Raw genomic sequence first — 17,844 nt, 5'->3', positions numbered from 1 at the left:
GGCCGTGCCTGTCCGCCGGAGAGGCCGAAGCCCCTCCACCAACACAGTTGCTCCAAGGATGGATTCACGGCTTGTCCCGCGAACTCACACACCCCCGCCCAGCCACGCCGCAAGCGGCAACCTGCTTGCGGTTGCGGTCGCGGTTGCGGTTGCGGTTGCCCTCCCCCCCGTAGACACCCGCAAAAAACCCAAAAAAAATGCGGCGACGCTTTCGCGCCGCCGCATTTGTATCGCTCGATCATCCCAAGCCGTTACAGGATGTAACGGCTCAGGTCCGGATCCTGCACCAGCTCGCCCAGATGCGCGTCCACGTAGGCCTGGTCGATGCTGATGGTCTCGCCATCGCGGTCGGGGGCTTCGTAACTCAGCGTATCCAGCAGACGCTCCAGCACCGTGTGCAGACGACGGGCACCGATATTCTCCTGGCGCTCGTTGACCTGGAAGGCGATCTCGGCCAGACGATCGACCGCATCCACGGTGAACTTCATCGACACGCCCTCGGTCTGCAGCAACGCCTCGTACTGCTTGGTCAACGCTGCCTTCGGCTCGGTCAGGATGCGCACGAAGTCCTGCTTGCTCAGCGCGCCCAACTCCACCCGGATCGGGAAACGACCCTGCAGCTCCGGAATCAGATCGCTCGGCTTGGCCAGGTGGAATGCCCCGGAAGCGATGAACAGAATGTGGTCGGTCTTGATCGTGCCGTACTTGGTCGACACGTTGGAGCCTTCCACCAGCGGCAGCAGATCGCGCTGCACGCCCTCGCGCGACACATCGCCGCCGCCGACATTGTCACCGCGCTTGGCCACCTTGTCGATCTCGTCGATGAACACGATGCCGTGCTGCTCGCAGGCCTCGATCGCCGCGCTGCGGATATCGTCCTCGTTGACCAGCTTGCCGGCCTCTTCCTCGACCAGCAGCGGACGCGCCGCCTTGATCGACAGCGTACGCTTCTGCGCCTTCGCCCCACCCATGCTCGAGAACATCTGGCGCAGCTGCTGGCCCATCTCCTCCATGCCCGGCGGCGTCATGATGTCCATGCTCACGTTGGCCGACACTTCCAGCTCGATCTCGCGCTCGTCCAGCTCGCCATTGCGCAGCATCCGGCGGAACTTGATGCGGGTTTCATTGTCCTGCGCCGACGGCTCGTTGCGCGCGGCCTCGGCATCGAAGCCGATCCCGGCGCTGCGACGCGGCAGCAGCGCATCCAGGATGCGGTCTTCGGCACGCTCTTCGGCCTGCGTGCGCACGCGCACCTTGGCCTGCTCGCGGTACAGCTTGACGGCCGTGTCGGCCAGATCGCGGATGATCTGCTCCACGTCCTTGCCGACGTAGCCCACTTCGGTGAAGCGCGTGGCCTCGACCTTGACGAACGGGGCGTTGGCCAACGTCGCCAGACGGCGCGCGATTTCGGTCTTGCCGACGCCGGTCGGGCCGATCATCAGGATGTTCTTGGGCATCACTTCATTGCGCAGCTCGGCCGGCAGCTGCATGCGCCGCCAGCGGTTGCGCAGCGCGATGGCGACCGCACGCTTGGCGTCGTGCTGGCCCACGATGTGCCGGTCCAGTTCCTGCACGATCTCGCGCGGGGTCATGGTGGCGGACGAAACTTCAATCTTGTGCGGCATGGGTGTGCTCACGAATGAATGTGGTGTGTCGGGGTTGCCGGCCAGCGGCCGGCACTACGCCATGTATCGGGTGCAAGGTAGTGCCACGCCATGCGTGGCAGATCGAACATCGCAGCCACGCATGGCGTGGCTCTACCGAGCGTTGACCCTTCGGATCAAAGCTCCTCGACCACCACGTTGCGATTGGTGTAGATGCAGATGTCGCCGGCGATGTTGATCGACTCGGTGGCGATCGTGCGGGCGTCCAGTTCGGTGTGCGCCATCAGCGCGCGTGCGGCTGACAGTGCGTAGGAACCGCCGGAACCGATGGCGATGATGCCGTCCTCCGGCTCGATCACATCACCGGTGCCACTGATGATCAGCGAGGTGTCCTTGTCGGCCACCGCGAGCAGCGCTTCGAGCTTGCCCAGGCGGCGCTCGGTGCGCCAGTCCTTGGCCAGTTCCACCGCCGCACGCTGCAGCTGGCCGTGCTTTTCCAGCTTGGCCTCGAACAGCTCGAACAGGGTGAACGCATCGGCCGCGGCACCGGCGAAACCGGCCAGCACCTGGCCCTCGCGACCCAGCCGGCGCACCTTGCGGGCGTTGCCCTTCATCACCGTGTGGCCGAGCGTGACCTGGCCGTCGCCGGCGACGGCGACATGCCCGTTGCGGCGCACCGAAATGATGGTGGTGGCATGAAATACGTTGGGGTTCTGACTGGGGTCCATGGAGCCTCCGGGGTGACAAGGACTGAGGTGGGGTCGTTGCCGGAGGCTTCAACCCACCCTGCCCTGCGCCCGGGTGACGCAGTGGATCGATTCAGCTTTCGTTGCCGCTCTTGCGCCGCTTGGCGCGCGGATGGGCCGCGTCGTAGACCTTGGCCAGGTGCTGGAAATCCAGGTGGGTGTAGATCTGCGTGGTGGCGATATCGGCATGCCCGAGCAGCTCCTGCACCCCGCGCAGGTCGCCGGAGGATTCCAGGATGTGGCTGGCGAAACTGTGCCGCAGCATGTGCGGGTGCACATGCTTGAACAGGCCCTGGCGCTGGGCCAGCCCACGGATGCGGATCTGGATTGCGCGCTGGGTGATCGGCCCGCCCTTGCGACCGGGAAACACCGGCTGTGCCTCGCCACCGCCACTCTCGCCACGCCAGCCTTCCAGCGCGGTGCGCGCGTGCGAACCGAACGGCACGCGACGCTGGCGGTTGCCCTTGCCCATCACGTTGACCAGCCCGGTGGCGAAATCCAGGTCGCGCCAGATCAGCGCGCACAGCTCGCTCAGGCGCAGCCCGGAGGAATAGAACAGCTCCAGCAGCGCGCGGTCGCGCAGGCCAAGTGGCGCATCGGTGGGCAGTTCGACCAGTTGCACGGCTTCATCGGCGTCGAGCACCTGCGGCAACTTGCGTGGCGCCTTGGGCGCCTTCAATCCGGCGGCGGGGCTGACCGTGATGCGACGGTGCTTGAGCAGCCACGCATAGAAACTGCGGCAGCCCGAAAGCCGGCGCTGCAAGGATTTCGGCGCCAGCCCGCGACGATGCTCGGCGGCGATGAACTGGCGCAACTGCTCGCCATCCAGCGCTTCGATCTTCGCGCCCTGCTTCTGCGACCACGTATCCAGCGCGTCCAGGTCGCGGCGGTAGGCATCCAGCGTGTGCGCCGACATGCGCCGCTCGACCTCCAGGTAGGCAAGGAACTCGGCGGCGGCGCTCATGGCAGCGGGGCGGCGTAAGAACTCAGACCAGCGCGAAGCGCTTCAACGCCACGCCCAGCGACTCGCCCATCATGCGCAGGAACAGCGTGCCCATCCCCGGGTAGAACCGGTTGGGATCCCGGCTGCCGACCGCGATCAGGCCCACGCCCGGCAGCGGCAGCAATGCGCTGGACTGCACTTCCTCCACGCGCGCCTGGTATAGCAACGCGCTCTTTTCCTGCTGCAGGCGGCCGCAGATCGGCTCGCCATCCTTGAGGCAATCGCGGAACGCGCCGAGCGCGGCACTGTCCTCGGCGATCACCTGCAACCAGGGCGCCTGCTCCAGCCCGTCCACCGGGTGCAGCATCACCAGCCGGACCAGGTCGCCGGCGAAATCTTCTTCCAGCGAGGCGGCCATCGCCCGCAGCGTGTCGGCGGCGGTGGTCTGCTTCATCAGCGCCAGGGTCAGCTGATGGGTGCGCACGGCCAGGCGTTCGTTGACCTGGGCGTTGCCGGCCAGCTCGGCCAGCCGCCGCGACAGCTCGCGGTTCTTGTCGCGCAGCACTTCCAGCTGGTAGCTGGCCAGCGACGCGGTGGGACCGTCATCGCGCGGCACCACCAGGGTCAGGGCCAGGTCGGGGAACTGCTTGAGGAACGCCGGATGCCGACGCAGCCATGCGGCGACTTCATGCGCACCGATCTTTTCGACGGTCTCGTTCATGCGTTCCACTCCCCTTCAAAGACGAAGGCTGCCGGGCCGGACATCACCACCTGGGCGTCGTCGGCCGGCCAGCGCAGCCGCAGGGTACCGCCGGGCAGCGACAGGGTGGCATCGCGCTCCAGGCGTCCGCGCTGCATCATCACCACCGCCGCGGCGCAGGCACCGCTGCCGCAGGCGAGCGTCTCGCCGACGCCGCGCTCGTACACGCGCAGGCGCGCATGGGTGGGATCGAGCACCTGCACGAAGCCGACGTTGACCGACTGCGGGAAGGTGGCGTGTTGCTGCAGCAGCGGTCCAAGCCGTTCGACCGGCGCCGCGTCGACCAGACCGACCTCGATCACCGCATGCGGATTGCCCATCGACACCGCGCCGAAGCGCACCGTGTCGCCCTGCAGCGGCAGCAGGTATTCATCGCGGGCACGGGCGAAGCCCAGCAACGGGATCTGCTGGGGCTCAAAACGCGGCACGCCCATGGCCACCGCGTACTGGTCATCGGCCAGGCGTTCGATGCTGTGGGTGGCCAGCGGGCTGTCGATGGTGAAATGCTCGCCGCTGGCTGCGCCGTCGCGCACCAGCCAGGCCGCCACGCAGCGCGCGCCGTTGCCGCACTGCTCGGACTGGGAGCCATCGGCATTCCAGATCCGGTAGGACGCCACCGAGCCTTCCGCACGCGGGGCTTCGATGGTGAGGATCTGGTCGCAGCCGACGCCGGTGTGGCGGTCGGCCAGGCGCGCGGCCAGCGCCGGGGTGGGTTCGGGGGTGCCGTCGCGCAGGTCCAGCACCACGAAATCATTGCCGGCACCGTGCATCTTGCTGAAGCGCAGTGCCGTGGATGCGGCCTTATTCATTCCCGTCTTCGGACTTCAGCGGCGCATCGACCGGATCGGGCACCACCGGCGGAGCGTTGCTGTCATCGGCCGGGGGCGTGGTTGCATCAGTGGCCGGCTCGGCCACTTCTTCCACCGGGACCGGCTTCTGCGGCAACACCAGCGGGCCCTTGTTGCCGCAGGCGGCAAGGAGAAGCAGCGAGGCCGCTGCCAACGGAATCAGGATTCGGTTGCGATGGGGGATGCTCATGCCCCGAGTATAGCCGTGCCCTCTTTGGCCGAGGGTATCGATTCGATGAACGCGGCCTCACGGCCTGATCGGGTCCCGCGCTGCCGGCCAGCGGCCGGCACTACCCGTCGGTGGGGGGCAGCGGCCGGCTCCAGAGCCAGATCGCCACCATGGTCATGCTGCCGATGGACAGCCATTTCACCCAGGCGATCGGCACGCACCACAGCATGATGCCCGCACACGCGGCCATGGTCAGGGTGGCCATCCATTTGGCGTAGCGGCTGACCGCGCCGTGGGCCTGCCAGTTGACGATGGCCGGGCCGAAGCGCGGGTGCTGCAGCAGCCAGGTGTGCAGACGCTCGGAACCGCGCGAGGCGGCCCAGGCTGAGATCAGGATGAAGACCGTGGTCGGCAACCCCGGCACGAAGATGCCGACGATGCCGGTGCCCAGGCTGGCGTAGGCCAGCAGCCACCACGCCCAGCGGAACCGCACCGCCGGCCGCGGGGCCGGTGCATCGGGAACGTCGGGGCGCTCAGGCAGGGTCATGCATGCAGCATAGCGAGGCCGGACGGCAACGGCGATGGTCCGCGCCCTGCGGTGTGCCGACGACGCGGGGCCGGCGGCACGCCGGGTTGCCGGCCAGCCGCCAGCCTTACGGGGCTTGGGTCACACCGAGCTGGTCGAGCACGAACGCGTACGATTCGGCCAGTTCGTGGTAACGCTGGAAGCGCCCCGACTTGCCGCCGTGGCCGGCCTCCATGTTCGTGCGGAACACGATCGGATGGGTACCGGTGTTGTCGTCGCGCAGCTTGGCCACCCACTTGGCCGGCTCCCAGTACTGCACCTGCGAATCCCACAGGCCGGTACCGACGAACAGCGCCGGATAGGCCTGCTTCCTGACGTTGTCGTAGGGCGAATAGGTGAGCATGTAGTCGTAGTACTCGCGCTGCTCGGGGTTGCCCCACTCGTCGTACTCGTTGGTGGTGAGCGGGATGCTGGCATCGAGCATGGTGGTGACCACGTCCACGAACGGCACCTGCGCGACCATCACCCGATAATCCTGCGGGGCCTGGTTCGCCACCGCGCCCATCAGCAGGCCACCGGCGCTGCCACCGGAGGCCGCGACGCGGTCCTTGGACGCATAGCCCAAGCGGACCAGCTCACGGGTGACATCGACGAAGTCGTTGAAGGTGTTCTGCTTCTTGAGCAGTTTGCCGTCCTCGTACCACGCGCGGCCCATTTCCTCGCCACCGCGGATGTGCGCGATGGCGTAGACCACGCCGCGGTCGAGCAGGCTGACCACGCTCTGGTTGAAGCCGGGGTCCATCGACATGCCGTAGCTGCCATAGGCGTACTGGTACAGCGCGGCGCTGCCGTCCTTCTTGAATCCGTTGCGATACACCAGCGACACCGGCACCTTGACGCCATCGCGCGCGGTCACCCAGACCCGCTCGGTGGTGTACTGCGACGGGTCGTAGCCGATCACCGGCTGCTGCTTGAGCTGGCGACGCTCGCCGGTGACGGTGTTGAGTTCGAAGGTGGTGGTCGGGGTGGTGAGCGAGTTGTAGGCGTAGCGCAGCCACGGGCTGTCCGGCTCGGGATTGGCGGCCAGGCCCATCGAGTAGGCCGGTTCGTCGGCCTTGACGTAATCCTGGCGACCGTCCGGATACAGCAGGCGGATCCGCTCCAGGCCGTTGGAGCGTTCGGCGATCGCACTGAAGCCGTCGAACAGTTCGAAGCCTTCGACCAGCACCGCGTCGTCGTGCGCGACCCAGTCGGTCCACTGCTTGCGCGAGGTGGCATTGCTCGGCGCGGTGACGAGCTTGAAGTTCTTCGCGCCGGCGTCGTTGGTACGGATCACCCAGCGGCCGTTGAAATGGTCGGCGTCGTATTCGACATCGCGCGCGCGCGCGGCCAGCAGCGTGAATGCCTGCGGATCGGCGGCCGGTGCGTAGCGGGTTTCCGAGCTGACGGTGCTGTGCAGTTCGATGGTGAGGTACGTGTCGTCGCGGGTGCGGCCCACGCCCATGTAGAAGCTATCGTCCTTCTCTTCGTAAACCAGTACATCGCTGCTGGTCGGCGTGCCCAGCACGTGCTTCTTCACCCGCACGGTGAGCAGGGTCTCCGGGTCGTTCTCGACGTAGAACAGGGTGCGGTTGTCATCGGCCCAGACCACGTTGGGCGAGACATTCTCGATACGGTCCGGCAGCACCTGGCCGGTGCGCAGGTCCTTGAAGCGGATCACGTACTGGCGGCGGCCGACGTCGTCCTCGGCCCAGGCCAGCAGCTGGTTGTCCTGGCTGACATCGGCATCGCCGACATCGAAGTAGTTCTTGCCCTCGGCCATCACGTTGATGTCCAGCAGGATCTCCTCCGGCGCGTCCATGCTGCCTTTGCGCCGTGCCTGGATCGGGTAGTCCTTGCCGGTTTCGAAGCGGGTGTAATACCAGTAGCCGCGATCACGCGCGGGCACGCTGGCATCGTCCTGCTTGATGCGCGCGACGATCTCCTTGTAGAGGGTGTCCTCGAGCGGCTTGAGCGGTGCCATCACCTGGTCGGTATAGGCGTTTTCCGCATTCAGGTAGGCCAGCATCTTCGGCGCTTCGCGCTTGTCGTCGCGCAGCCAGTAATAGTCGTCGTTGCGGGTGGCCCCGAACGGCGCCTTGACCGTGTGCGGATGCTTCTCGGCGTCGGGTGGGGTCAGCGCGGGGGCGGCATGCACGGTGGAGGTCATCAGGCTGGCAACCAATAAGCAGAGGGCGGGTTTCACGAGATAAGGCTCCTGGCGGGGGATTGCAATGGCGTCCGTGTTCGCCCCAGTCTGGGCGGGCGCCGGGGCAGCGGCAAGCAGGGCGATCGCCACTGCCCCTAGAATGCGCCAGATGAGCATCCCCACCATCACGGCCGGCTACAGCCGCCGCAGCCAGGAAATCGAACCCTTCCACGTGATGTCGCTGCTGGCCCGCGCGCAGGCGCTGGAGCAGGCCGGCCACGACGTCATCCACCTGGAAATCGGCGAGCCCGACTTCACCACCGCCGCACCGATCGTGCAGGCCGGCCAGGCCGCGTTGGCTGCCGGCCACACCCGCTACACCGCCGCGCGCGGTCTGCCGGCCCTGCGCCAGGCCATCGCCGGTTTCTACCACGACCGCTACCAGGTGCAGATCGATCCCGAGCGCATCCTGGTCACCCCCGGCGGCTCGGGCGCGCTGCTGCTGGCCAGCAGCCTGCTGGTGGACCCGGGCAGGCACTGGCTGCTGGCCGATCCGGGCTATCCCTGCAACCGGCACTTTCTGCGTCTGGTGGAAGGCGCGGCACAGCTGGTGCCAGTGGGCCCGCAGACGGCTTACCAACTGACCCCGGAACTGGTCGAGCGGCACTGGAACGCCGACAGCGTGGGCGCGCTGGTGGCGTCGCCGGCCAACCCGACCGGGACGGTGTTGTCGGCGCAGCAGCTGGGCGGGCTGTCGCAGGCGTTGAAGGCCCGGGGCGGACACCTGGTGGTGGACGAGATCTACCACGGCCTGACCTACGGGATGGACGCGGCGAGCGTGCTGCAGGTGGACGATGAGGCATTCGTGCTCAACAGTTTTTCCAAGTACTACGGGATGACCGGCTGGCGCCTGGGCTGGCTGGTGGCACCACCGCAGGCGGTGCCGGACCTGGAGAAGCTGGCGCAGAATCTGTACATCAGTGCGTCGAGCATCGCCCAGCATGCGGCGCTGGCCTGTTTCGCGCCGGAGACGATCGCGATTTTCGAGCAACGCCGCGCGGCCTTCCGCGAGCGTCGCGATTACCTGCTGCCGGCACTGCGCGCGCTGGGCTTCCGTATCGAGGTAGAGCCGGAAGGGGCGTTCTACCTGTATTGCGACGTGAGCGCGTTCACCGATGACGCACAGGCGTTCTGCACGCACTTTCTGGAAACCCAGCACGTGGCGTTTACCCCGGGCCTGGATTTCGGGCACTACCGCGCGAACGAGCATGTGCGGTTGGCCTACACGCAGGAGGTGCCGCGGTTGGAAGAGGCGGTGGCGCGTATCCGGCGTGGGTTGGAGACGTGGGTGCGGTGATGCGGCAGAGTTAGAAGCTGAAAAGCTGCAAAAGCTGCAAAAGCTGAAACGGCGCAAAAGCCGCAACGGCGGCGAACGGTCGAGCTGGGCGGGGATGTGTGGATTCGCGGGACACGCCGTAAATCCATCCGTGGAGGCTCGCGTACGCCATCCATGGCGTACGACGGTCCCGCGAATCCACACACCCCACCCTCAGACAGTGGGTCGGTGCGCATGGCAGACGCCAAAGCGGCAGCAAGGCCGCTCGCTCATCCGCTTTTCGATCTCGCTCCTCCTTTCAGCACCCGCACACTGTCAAGGGCGGGTACGGGTGGGTTGGCGGGACCGTCATGCGCCATGGATGGCGCATGCGAGCCTACAGGGATGTATTTACGGCGTGTCCCGCCAACCCACCCGTACCCGCCCAGACCAGCGAAAGTACACACGAGCAGCTGTGGACGTTGATCCTGCAGTTGCCTTCGGCACTTGAAAGCCCGCCGCAGGCGAAAGAAAACCCAAAAAAAACGCCACGCATTGCTGCGTGGCGTTGAAACTGGGGTGAGGCCAACACGACGCCCCACCACCCGGAGTTCGCTCCCAAGGCGCAGCCTCCGGTGAATGCTGGATGCCTGCGGCCTGCTCGACGGCCTGGACCGTCGAGCAACCCAGCTTACTTGGACAACTGCTCCCACAGGAAGCTATAGGCCAATGCGGACATATGCGCCGCCTGGGCATTGTTCGCCGCCCCGCCGTGACCGCCCTCGATGTTCTCGTAGTAGGTCACATCCTTGCCCGCATCGATCATCTTGGCCGCCATCTTGCGGGCATGGCCCGGATGCACGCGGTCGTCGCGGGTGGAGGTGGTGAACAGCACCGGCGGGTAGGTCTTGGCCGGATCGAACAGGTGGTACGGCGAGAAGGTCTTGATGAAGTCCCAGTCGGCCGTGTCCGGATTGCCGTACTCGGCCATCCACGACGCGCCTGCCAGCAGATGGCTGTAGCGCTTCATGTCCAGCAGCGGCACCTGCACCACCACCGCCCCGAACAGCTCCGGGTACTGGGTGAGCATGTTGCCGGTGAGCAGGCCACCGTTGCTGCCGCCCTGCACGCCCAGGTGCCTGGCCGAGGTGATCTTGCGGCTGACCAGATCCCGCGCCACCGCGGCCATGTCCTCATAGGCCTTGTGGCGGTTCTGCTTCAGCGCCGCCTGGTGCCAGCGCGGACCGTACTCGCCGCCGCCACGGATGTTGGCCACCACGTACACACCGCCCTTCTCCAGCCACGCCCGGCCCATGCCGCCCGAATACGACGGCGTCAGCGAGATCTCGAAGCCGCCGTAGCCGTACAGCAAGGTCGGGTTGGAACCGTCCAGCTTCATGTCCTTGGCATGCACCACGAAGTACGGCACGCGGGTGCCGTCCTTGCTGGTGGCGAAGTGCTGCTCGATCACCTTGCCGTCGGCATTGAAGAATGCCGGCATGGTCTTGAGCACTTCCGGCTGCTTGCCGATCTCGGCCAAAGCCAGGGTGGTCGGGGTCAGGTAGTCGGTGACGGTCATCCACACCGCGTCGCTGTCATCGGCATCGACCGCACTGACGGCCACTGTGCCGAACGTCGGCGCGCCGGTGAAGTCGCTCTTCTTCCAGCCGGTGTCGGTCGGGGTCAGCACGCTCAGGCGACTCTTGACGTCGTCGAGCACGTTGAGCACCAGGTGGTTCTTCGTCCAGCTGGTACCGGCCAACGACGTCGTCGCGGTCGGGGCGAACAGCACCTCGAACGTGCGCTTGCCGGCGATGAAATCATCCAGCTTTGTCGCCAGCAGCGAACCGGCGGTGTAGGTCTTGCCGCCCACGGTCCACGGGTCGCGCAGCTCCAGGGTCAACCACTGCCTGCGCAGACCCTTCTCGGCCGAGTTCGGTGCATCGATCTTGGTGAGCGTGCCGTCGTTGCCGCGCAGGTAGATCTCGTTGTTGTAGAAGGCCAGCGTGCGGCTGACCAGGTTGCGCTCGTAGCCCGGGGTGTCGTCGTGCATCGCCGCGATGTACATGTCATCGGGCTTGCCTTCGTAGACCACGCTGGCCGAGGCCATCGGGGTACCGCGCTTCCACAGCTTGGCCACGCGCGGGTAACCGGAGGTGGTCATCGTGCCGGCACCGAAATCGGTGTAGACGAACACCGTGTCGCGATCGACCCAGTTCAGACCCCCCTTGGATTCGGGGCGGAAGAAGCCGTCCTTGATCCAGGTCTTGTCGGCCAGGTTGAATTCGCGGGTGACGTCGGCATCGGCGCCGCCGCGCGACAGCGCGATCAGGCAGCGCGAGTAATCCGGGCGCAGGCAGTCGGCACCGTGCCAGACCCAGTTCTCACCTTCGGCCTTGTTCAGCGCGTCCAGGTCGAGGACGGTCTCCCAGGTCGGCGATGCCTTGCGGTATTCGGCCAGCGTCGTGCGGCGCCACAGACCGCGCTCGTGCTGCTTGTCCTTCCAGAAGTTGTAGTAGTAGTCACCGATCTTCTGCACGCCGGGGATCTTGGCGTCCGAATCGAGCACCTCGCGGATGCTGGCTTCCATCTGCTTGAACGCCGGGGTCTGGGCCAGGCGGCCCTCGGACTTGGCGTTCTGCTGCCTGACCCAGTCCAGCGACGTGTCGCCGGTGACGTCTTCCAGCCACGCGTAGGGATCGGCGGGGGTCTCAGCAGCCATGGCGGTACCCAGCGTACCGGCCGTGATCAGGCCCGCCAGCAGGCAGGCCGAAGCGATGTTGGACATTGAAGCTCCAGGCAGTCATAAGCCCCGGACGCTATCACACGGTCTGCCCGGCGCTCCCGTGTCGAAGGTCAGGGCGCGCAGTGCGTGGCGCCATGCGGGTGCGGCGCCGGGCCTGTGGGCCGCGACGGCGCGTGCCGCGGCGGCGCAGCAGCAGCTGCGGCAGCCGGAACCGGTACAGGCTCCACCAGGCCAGCCACGGCATGCCCACTAGCCACAGCGGCAACCAGCCCAGCCAGACGCTGCTGCCGCGGGCGGCCGGCCACACCAGGACCAGCGCCAGCCCGGCCAGGGCGAGTTGCCGGACCCAACGCAGCACCTGCGGATCGGGCGCGCCGGCGGTGCGCGAGGGACCGTGTGAACGTGGTTGACGACGCGAAGACGACAAGGGCATGACACGACTCCGTGCGAAAGTGATGTGTCACCTTGCCCTGCCACCATCTCACTGGCTGCGACCTGCCGCCGCCGCGTGGAAGGCCAGCGTGAACGCCACCATTGACGTTCTCCGTCGTCCCACCCACCATGCCCCTGCCAGCCACTGGAGCTTCCTGCCGCATGTCTCTGAACCGCCCGCTTCGCGCTGTCCTGTTGCTGTCGACGCTGTCGCTGCTGTCCGCCTGCGCCTTCCGCCACGAGGCCAAGCCGACCCCGGCACCGGTGGCCAGCGAATCGACAGGCGCTCCGATCGACCTGCAGCGGTTCATGGGCACCTGGTACGTGATCGGTCGGGTTCCCAATCCGGTCGAGCGCGGCCACGTGGCCAGCGTCAACGAGTTCCGCCTGCGTGGCGACCAGAAGGTGAGCATCACCTACCGCTACCGCAACGGCTTCTCCGAACCGCAGCAGCAGCTGACGGTGCGCGCCTCGGTGGACGAGGACAGCGGCAACCACAACTGGCGCACCTGGTTCTACAAGGTCGTGCCCACCCACACCCGCGTGCTGGAAGTGGCGCCGGACTATTCGTGGGCGATGCTCGGCTACCCGGGCCGCGAGATGGCCTGGATCTTCGCGCGCAAGCCGGACATGGACAAGGACCTGTACAAGGAACTGGCCACCCGCCTGCGTGACGAGTACGGGGTCAATACCGACAAGCTCAAGCGCGTGCCGCAGCACCCCGAGCAGGTGGACCGGCTGGGCTATGAGGTTCCGAACGTTCGCTGATGCGGGCGTTCACGCCGCCTGGCGTGGCTGCACCGTGCGATCGATTTCCTGGCGGGTCGGGAGCGTCTTGAGGTCGTATTCGGCCTGAAGGGCCAACCACGAGGCGGCATCGCCGCCAAAGTGACGTGCCAGGCGCACTGCGGTGTGGGCAGTGACCCCGCGGGTTTCATGCACGATCGCGTGCAGACGCGTAGGCGGCACGTCCAGTGCCCTCGCCAACCCCGTGATGCTCAGCGGAACGGGCCGCGTACCGACCAACGGTCGGCACCTGCCAATCACTTCCGGCTGTAACGCGTCACCAGCCAATCGCCCAGCATCTGCAGGACCTGCACCAGCACCAGCAGCAGCACCACGGTGACCAGCGCCACGTCGGTGTGCGAGCGCTGGTAGCCATCGCGGAAGGCCAGGTCGCCCAGGCCGCCCGAACCGATCGCACCGCCCATCGCGGTAAAGCCGATCAGCGCGATAACGGTAACGGTGGCACCGGCGATCAGGCCGGGCCGCGCTTCGGGCAGCAACACGCGGGTGACCAGCTGCCAGGTGGTGGCGCCCATCGCCTGGGTGGCTTCAATGACGCCGCGGTCGACTTCGCGCAGCGCGGTTTCCACCAGCCGTGCATAGAACGGTGCGGCACCGATCACCAGCGGCACGATCGCCCCGCGCACGCCCAGCGAGGTGCCCATCATCCACAGCGTGAGCGGGATCAGCACGATCATCAGGATGATGAAGGGCACCGAGCGCAGCAGGTTGACCAGCAGCGCCAGCGCGCCATACAGCACCGGCTTGCGGTGCAGCTGCGGCGAGCCGGTGAGGAACAGCAGCACGCCCAGCGGCAGGCCGATGACCAGGGTCAGCGGCAGCGAGCCGCCGAGCATCAGCAGGGTATCCAGCGTGGCCTGGCCGATATCGGCCCACTTGCCCGCGTCGAGATGGCGGAAAAAGCCGCCTGCGGTGGCCAGGATCATCGACGCAGCTCCTCGAGGTGGACACCCGCGGCGACGAAGCCGGCCTGCGCGGCCTGCACGTCACCCCCGACCAGCGACACCGTCAACTGGCCATATGGGGTGTCCTTGATCCGGTCGATGCGGCCGGACAGGATGTTGTAGTCCACGCCGGTGTCGCGCGCGATGCGGCCCAGCAGCGGTTCGTAGGTATCCGCCCCCAGGAAGGTCAGGCGCACGATGCGCCCGGCCACGGCCTGGAAATCCTTGTGCAGCTCGCCTTCGTCGACCTGCTCGGACTCGTTGACGAAGCGTCGCGTGGTTGGATGCTGGGGATGCAGGAAGACTTCGGTGACCGGGCCGGTTTCCACCAGATGGCCCGCATCGAGCACCGCAACGCGGTCGCAGACACGGCGGATCACGTCCATCTCGTGGGTGATCAGCACGATGGTCAGGCCGAGTTCGCGGTTGATCCTGCCCAGCAGCTTGAGCACCGAGGCGGTGGTCTGCGGGTCCAGTGCACTGGTGGCCTCATCGCACAGCAGGATCTGCGGACGGGTGGCAAGCGCGCGGGCGATGCCGACGCGCTGCTTCTGGCCGCCGGACAGCTGCGCCGGGTACTTGCCCGCGTGCGCCTCCAGGCCGACGGTGTGCAGCAGTTCGTCCACGCGCGCATCGATCTCCGCGCGCGGGGTGCCGGCCAGTTCCAGCGGGAAGGCGACATTGGCGGCCACCGTGCGCGAGGACAGCAGGTTGAAGTGCTGGAAGATCATGCCGATCTTCCGCCGCAGCACGCGCAGGCCGGCCGCGTCGAGCGCGGTGACGTCCTCGCCGTTGATCAGCAGGCGCCCGCCGGTGGGCTCTTCCAGCCGATTGATCAGGCGGATCAGGGTCGATTTGCCTGCACCGGAATGGCCGATGATGCCGAACACTTCGCCGGCCTCGATGGTCAGGTCCAGTGGCTGCAGCGCGGCGATCGCGCGGCCGCCGACGGCATAGGATTTGTGCAGGCGCTGGAACTCGATCACTTCGCGGTCAACCGGGCATCGACGGGAGGGGGCGTGCAGCCTACCAGCGCGGGACGGCCCTGGCCCGTGCGGCAGCGCGCAATGATATTCCGTTTGGTTCTAAGCGCGCGTGATCGGGGCCGGTCGGGGCCCCGTCCCGTCTCAGGGGTGGTCCAGCGGTGCGGGCGGCTGGACCTGGCGGATGCGCTCGCGGTGCAGCAGGTACAGGCCGGAGGCGACGATGATCGCCGCCCCCAGCCAGGTCGCCCCATCCGGCAACGCGCCCCAGAACAACAGGTCCCAGCCGATCACCCAGACCAGCCCGGTGTATTCCAGCGGGGCGATCATCGACGCCTCGCCGAGCTGGAAGGCCCGGGTCAGGGCGACCTGGCCCCCTGCCCCGGCCAGCCCCATGCCGGCGATCAGCGCGGCGTGGCCGAGCTGCAGCGGCTGCCAGTCCGGGAGGGCCAGCAGGGCGGCGCCGATGGCCATGATCACCAGGAACCACACCACCATCGACTGCGGGGTGTCGGTGCGGGTGAGCATGCTGACGGTGATCGCGGCGACCGCGTAGGCGGTGGCCGCCAGCAGCACCATCAGCCCGGGGATGGAGATGAAGCCGCCCACGCCCGGGCGCAGCACCACCAGCACCCCGACCAGGCCGACGCCGATGGCGATCCAGCGGCGCGGGCCGACGTGCTCGCCCAGCAGCGGCACCGAGAGCGCGGCGATCAGCAGCGGGGCGACGAAGTAGATCGTGTAGGCGGTGGACAGCGGCAGGCTGCGCAGGGCGTAGACGAAGCAGCCGATCATTGCCATGCCGAGCACGCCGCGCAGCAGGTGCAGGGCCCAGCGCCGGGGCACCAGCGAGCGCGGGCCGGCGGTGGCCAGCACCCAGACCAGCACGAACGGCAGCGAGGCGGCGCCGCGCAGGAAGGTGACCTGCATGGTGGGGTAGCTGGCCGAGAGCTGCTTCATGCCGGCATCCATCAGCGAGAAGCAGGCGACGGCAACGAGCATCCAGGCGACGGCGCGGGTGGGGGATTTCTGCGTGTTCATGACCCATTATCGCCGCCTTGGCCGGGCCGTCCATGGTGGCTTGATAGAATGTGTGCATTCACCCGCTGGAGTTTGCCCATGCCCTCTTTTGACGTTGTTTCCGAAGTCGACACCCACGAGTTGACCAACGCGGTCGACCAGGCCAACCGCGAGCTTTCCACGCGCTTCGATTTCAAGGGGGTGGATGCGAAGTTCGTGCTGGAAGACAGCGTGATCACCCAGTCCGCGCCGAGCGATTTCCAGCTGCAGCAGATGACCGACATCCTGCGCCAGCGCCTGACCGCGCGGAAGATCGACGCGGCGTGCCTGGAGTTTGGTGACATCGAATCCAATCTTGCCGGTGCGCGGCAGAAGATCACGGTCAAGCAGGGTATCGAGCAGAAGGTGGCCAAGAAGATCGCCGCGAAGATCAAGGAAGCCAAGCTGAAGGTGGACAGCCAGATCAACGGCGACAAGCTACGGGTGACGGGCAAGAAGCGCGACGACCTGCAGGACGCGATGGCGCTGCTGAGGAAGGAAACCTTCGAGGTTCCGCTGCAGTTCGACAATTTCCGCGATTGATCGAACGCGGATCGGGCGCGCGGATCCGGTAGTGCCGGCCGTTGGCCGGCAACCACGCACACCTACCCCCGCAGGTGCTTGTAGAGCGTCGTGCGTGAAATACCCAGCTGGCGCGCCGCCGCGGTGATGTTGCCCTGATGGGCGGCCACGGCGTCGCGCACGCCTTGCGTGGTCAGCGCGCGCAGCGAACGGCTGCCGACCTGGCGGACGTCTGCAGCACTCCCCACCCCTGCGCGCGCCGCCAGCGGCCCCCGCAGGTACTGGACCTGCACGGCGCTGTCTTCGGCGAGGCGTACGCGGTACGCAGGGCCCGCCTGCAGCAGGCGGCGGCGTTGGTGCACGCTGGCACCGGCGAATAGGGCGTCCAGGGTCAGCAGGGGCAGCGGGCCACGTCGCGGCAAGCCGAACAGGCGTCGCGCCACGCGGTTGGCGGCACGGACGTGGCCGTCTTCTTCGACTGCCAGCAGGCCCTGCAACGGGGAATGCAGCCAGCGCGCGTCGTGCTGCACGGCCAGCAGGTGGCAGGGCCGGTGTTCGCGCATCAAACGGTTTTCGGTGGAGAGCGCGGCCTGGCGGAAATAGCCGTGCAGCAGTTCGGCATCGCGTTCGCCGGTGCCGGTGATGTCCAGCGCGCCCAGTACCTGGCCATCCAGTCCATGCAGCGGCACGCTCAGGCAGAACACCGAGGCGAAACGGTCGAGGTAATGTTCGTTGCCGCGCACGAGCGCGGGCGCATCGTCGGCGAGGCTGCATGCCGGGGCGGTGGTGCCGATGTCGATCTCGCGCAGGCGTCGTCCGATCTGGATCGGGCGCAGTACCGGCACGTCCGCCAGGCCATGCTCACGCTGGGCCACGACCGTGCCCTCGGCATTGACGCAGAACAGGGTCCACTGGCGTCCGCCGAACGCGGCCCAGAGATGGTCGAGGTCCTCGCGCACGCAGCGCGCCAGGCGGCGGTCGGCCGGATCTTCCAGGCGCGGACCGGAGGTTGCCAGCGGAGCGTAATGCGGCTCCTGCCACGGTTGCACGCCAGCCAGTCGCGAGCGTTCCCAGGAGCGCTGCACCGACGGCGCCAACAACGATTCGGCCAGCGCCCCGCCGTCGGCGAAGCGCTGGCGCGCGGCAGCCAGTACCTGCTGCTGTTCCCGTTGCATCACGGCCATCGGTCACCTCCCAGGGGACCGACAGCGTACACCCGCCAAGCTGACTGCCTGCGCCGTCGCGGACACCC

At 67.3% G+C, this 17,844-nt stretch carries 18 protein-coding genes; 3 read left to right on the top strand and 15 right to left on the bottom strand.

What is annotated here, in order from left to right:
- Window positions 1-251: 251 nt before the first annotated feature.
- From hslU to RTO53_RS07320, 8 genes are all read right to left on the bottom strand, one after another.
- Window positions 252-1,625 (bottom strand): ATP-dependent protease ATPase subunit HslU, encoded by a 1,374-nt coding sequence (gene hslU, locus RTO53_RS07355; RefSeq protein ID WP_312237169.1) that lies wholly within the window; start codon window positions 1,623-1,625, stop codon window positions 252-254.
- 155 nt (window positions 1,626-1,780) lie between these two features.
- On the bottom strand, window positions 1,781-2,332 hold the full coding sequence (gene hslV, locus RTO53_RS07350; RefSeq protein WP_019183676.1) for an ATP-dependent protease subunit HslV: 552 nt from the start codon (window positions 2,330-2,332) through the stop codon (window positions 1,781-1,783).
- Window positions 2,333-2,423: 91 nt separating this feature from the next.
- A complete protein-coding gene (xerC, locus tag RTO53_RS07345) occupies window positions 2,424-3,314 on the bottom strand; it encodes a tyrosine recombinase XerC (protein ID WP_312237168.1) in 891 nt (296 codons plus the stop codon).
- 22 nt (window positions 3,315-3,336) lie between these two features.
- The gene (locus tag RTO53_RS07340; protein ID WP_312237167.1) at window positions 3,337-4,014 is read right to left on the bottom strand and encodes a DUF484 family protein; all 678 of its coding nucleotides are present in this window, start codon (window positions 4,012-4,014) and stop codon (window positions 3,337-3,339) included.
- Window positions 4,011-4,862 (bottom strand): diaminopimelate epimerase, encoded by an 852-nt coding sequence (dapF, locus tag RTO53_RS07335; RefSeq protein ID WP_312237166.1) that lies wholly within the window; start codon window positions 4,860-4,862, stop codon window positions 4,011-4,013. Before dapF ends, RTO53_RS07340 begins: the two co-directional genes overlap by 4 nt.
- Window positions 4,855-5,091: a lipoprotein gene (locus tag RTO53_RS07330; protein ID WP_312237165.1), complete on the bottom strand. Its 237-nt coding sequence runs from the start codon at window positions 5,089-5,091 to the stop codon at window positions 4,855-4,857. The genes dapF and RTO53_RS07330 overlap by 8 nt, the downstream gene beginning before the upstream one ends.
- Before the next feature lie 100 nt (window positions 5,092-5,191).
- The gene (locus tag RTO53_RS07325) at window positions 5,192-5,617 is read right to left on the bottom strand and encodes a YbaN family protein (protein ID WP_312237164.1); all 426 of its coding nucleotides are present in this window, start codon (window positions 5,615-5,617) and stop codon (window positions 5,192-5,194) included.
- A 106-nt stretch (window positions 5,618-5,723) separates the two neighbouring features.
- Window positions 5,724-7,841 (bottom strand): S9 family peptidase, encoded by a 2,118-nt coding sequence (locus RTO53_RS07320; RefSeq protein WP_312237163.1) that lies wholly within the window; start codon window positions 7,839-7,841, stop codon window positions 5,724-5,726.
- 112 nt (window positions 7,842-7,953) lie between these two features.
- On the opposite strand from RTO53_RS07320, the gene RTO53_RS07315 reads away from it, so the two are divergent.
- Complete coding sequence (locus RTO53_RS07315) at window positions 7,954-9,141, top strand: pyridoxal phosphate-dependent aminotransferase (protein ID WP_312237162.1); 1,188 nt, start codon at window positions 7,954-7,956, stop codon at window positions 9,139-9,141.
- 649 nt (window positions 9,142-9,790) lie between these two features.
- Here RTO53_RS07315 and RTO53_RS07310 read toward each other — a convergent pair.
- The gene (locus tag RTO53_RS07310; protein ID WP_312237161.1) at window positions 9,791-11,887 is read right to left on the bottom strand and encodes a prolyl oligopeptidase family serine peptidase; all 2,097 of its coding nucleotides are present in this window, start codon (window positions 11,885-11,887) and stop codon (window positions 9,791-9,793) included.
- A 34-nt stretch (window positions 11,888-11,921) separates the two neighbouring features.
- A complete protein-coding gene (locus RTO53_RS07305) occupies window positions 11,922-12,278 on the bottom strand; it encodes a hypothetical protein (RefSeq protein WP_312237160.1) in 357 nt (118 codons plus the stop codon).
- A gap of 161 nt (window positions 12,279-12,439) precedes the next feature.
- On the opposite strand from RTO53_RS07305, the gene RTO53_RS07300 reads away from it, so the two are divergent.
- Entirely contained in the window at window positions 12,440-13,045 is a 606-nt protein-coding gene (locus RTO53_RS07300; protein WP_312237159.1) for a lipocalin family protein, read from the top strand.
- A gap of 9 nt (window positions 13,046-13,054) precedes the next feature.
- Here the strand turns inward: RTO53_RS07300 and RTO53_RS07295 are convergent, their stop codons facing one another.
- From RTO53_RS07295 to RTO53_RS07280, 4 genes are all read right to left on the bottom strand, one after another.
- Window positions 13,055-13,324 carry a HigA family addiction module antitoxin gene (locus RTO53_RS07295; protein WP_312237158.1) on the bottom strand — a complete coding sequence of 90 codons (270 nt, stop codon included), beginning with the start codon at window positions 13,322-13,324 and terminating at the stop codon, window positions 13,055-13,057.
- On the bottom strand, window positions 13,321-14,010 hold the full coding sequence (locus tag RTO53_RS07290; protein WP_312237157.1) for a methionine ABC transporter permease: 690 nt from the start codon (window positions 14,008-14,010) through the stop codon (window positions 13,321-13,323). Before RTO53_RS07290 ends, RTO53_RS07295 begins: the two co-directional genes overlap by 4 nt.
- Window positions 14,007-15,014 (bottom strand): methionine ABC transporter ATP-binding protein, encoded by a 1,008-nt coding sequence (locus tag RTO53_RS07285; RefSeq protein ID WP_312237156.1) that lies wholly within the window; start codon window positions 15,012-15,014, stop codon window positions 14,007-14,009. The genes RTO53_RS07290 and RTO53_RS07285 overlap by 4 nt, the downstream gene beginning before the upstream one ends.
- Window positions 15,015-15,155: 141 nt before the next feature.
- A complete protein-coding gene (locus tag RTO53_RS07280; protein ID WP_312237155.1) occupies window positions 15,156-16,052 on the bottom strand; it encodes a DMT family transporter in 897 nt (298 codons plus the stop codon).
- 78 nt (window positions 16,053-16,130) lie between these two features.
- Here RTO53_RS07280 and RTO53_RS07275 point away from each other — a divergent pair, with 78 nt between their 5' ends.
- Window positions 16,131-16,613, top strand: a complete 483-nt coding sequence (locus tag RTO53_RS07275) for a YajQ family cyclic di-GMP-binding protein (protein ID WP_088433794.1) — start codon at window positions 16,131-16,133, stop codon at window positions 16,611-16,613.
- A gap of 62 nt (window positions 16,614-16,675) precedes the next feature.
- On the opposite strand, the gene RTO53_RS07270 is transcribed toward RTO53_RS07275, so the two are convergent.
- A complete protein-coding gene (locus RTO53_RS07270) occupies window positions 16,676-17,776 on the bottom strand; it encodes a helix-turn-helix domain-containing protein (RefSeq protein ID WP_312237154.1) in 1,101 nt (366 codons plus the stop codon).
- Window positions 17,777-17,844 lie beyond the last annotated feature (68 nt).

Source organism: Stenotrophomonas sp., from assembly GCF_031995405.1.
Lineage (GTDB): Bacteria > Pseudomonadota > Gammaproteobacteria > Xanthomonadales > Xanthomonadaceae > Stenotrophomonas.
Note: the sequence above shows the minus strand (reverse complement) of the source record. Positions and strands in the feature narration are given on the sequence as shown.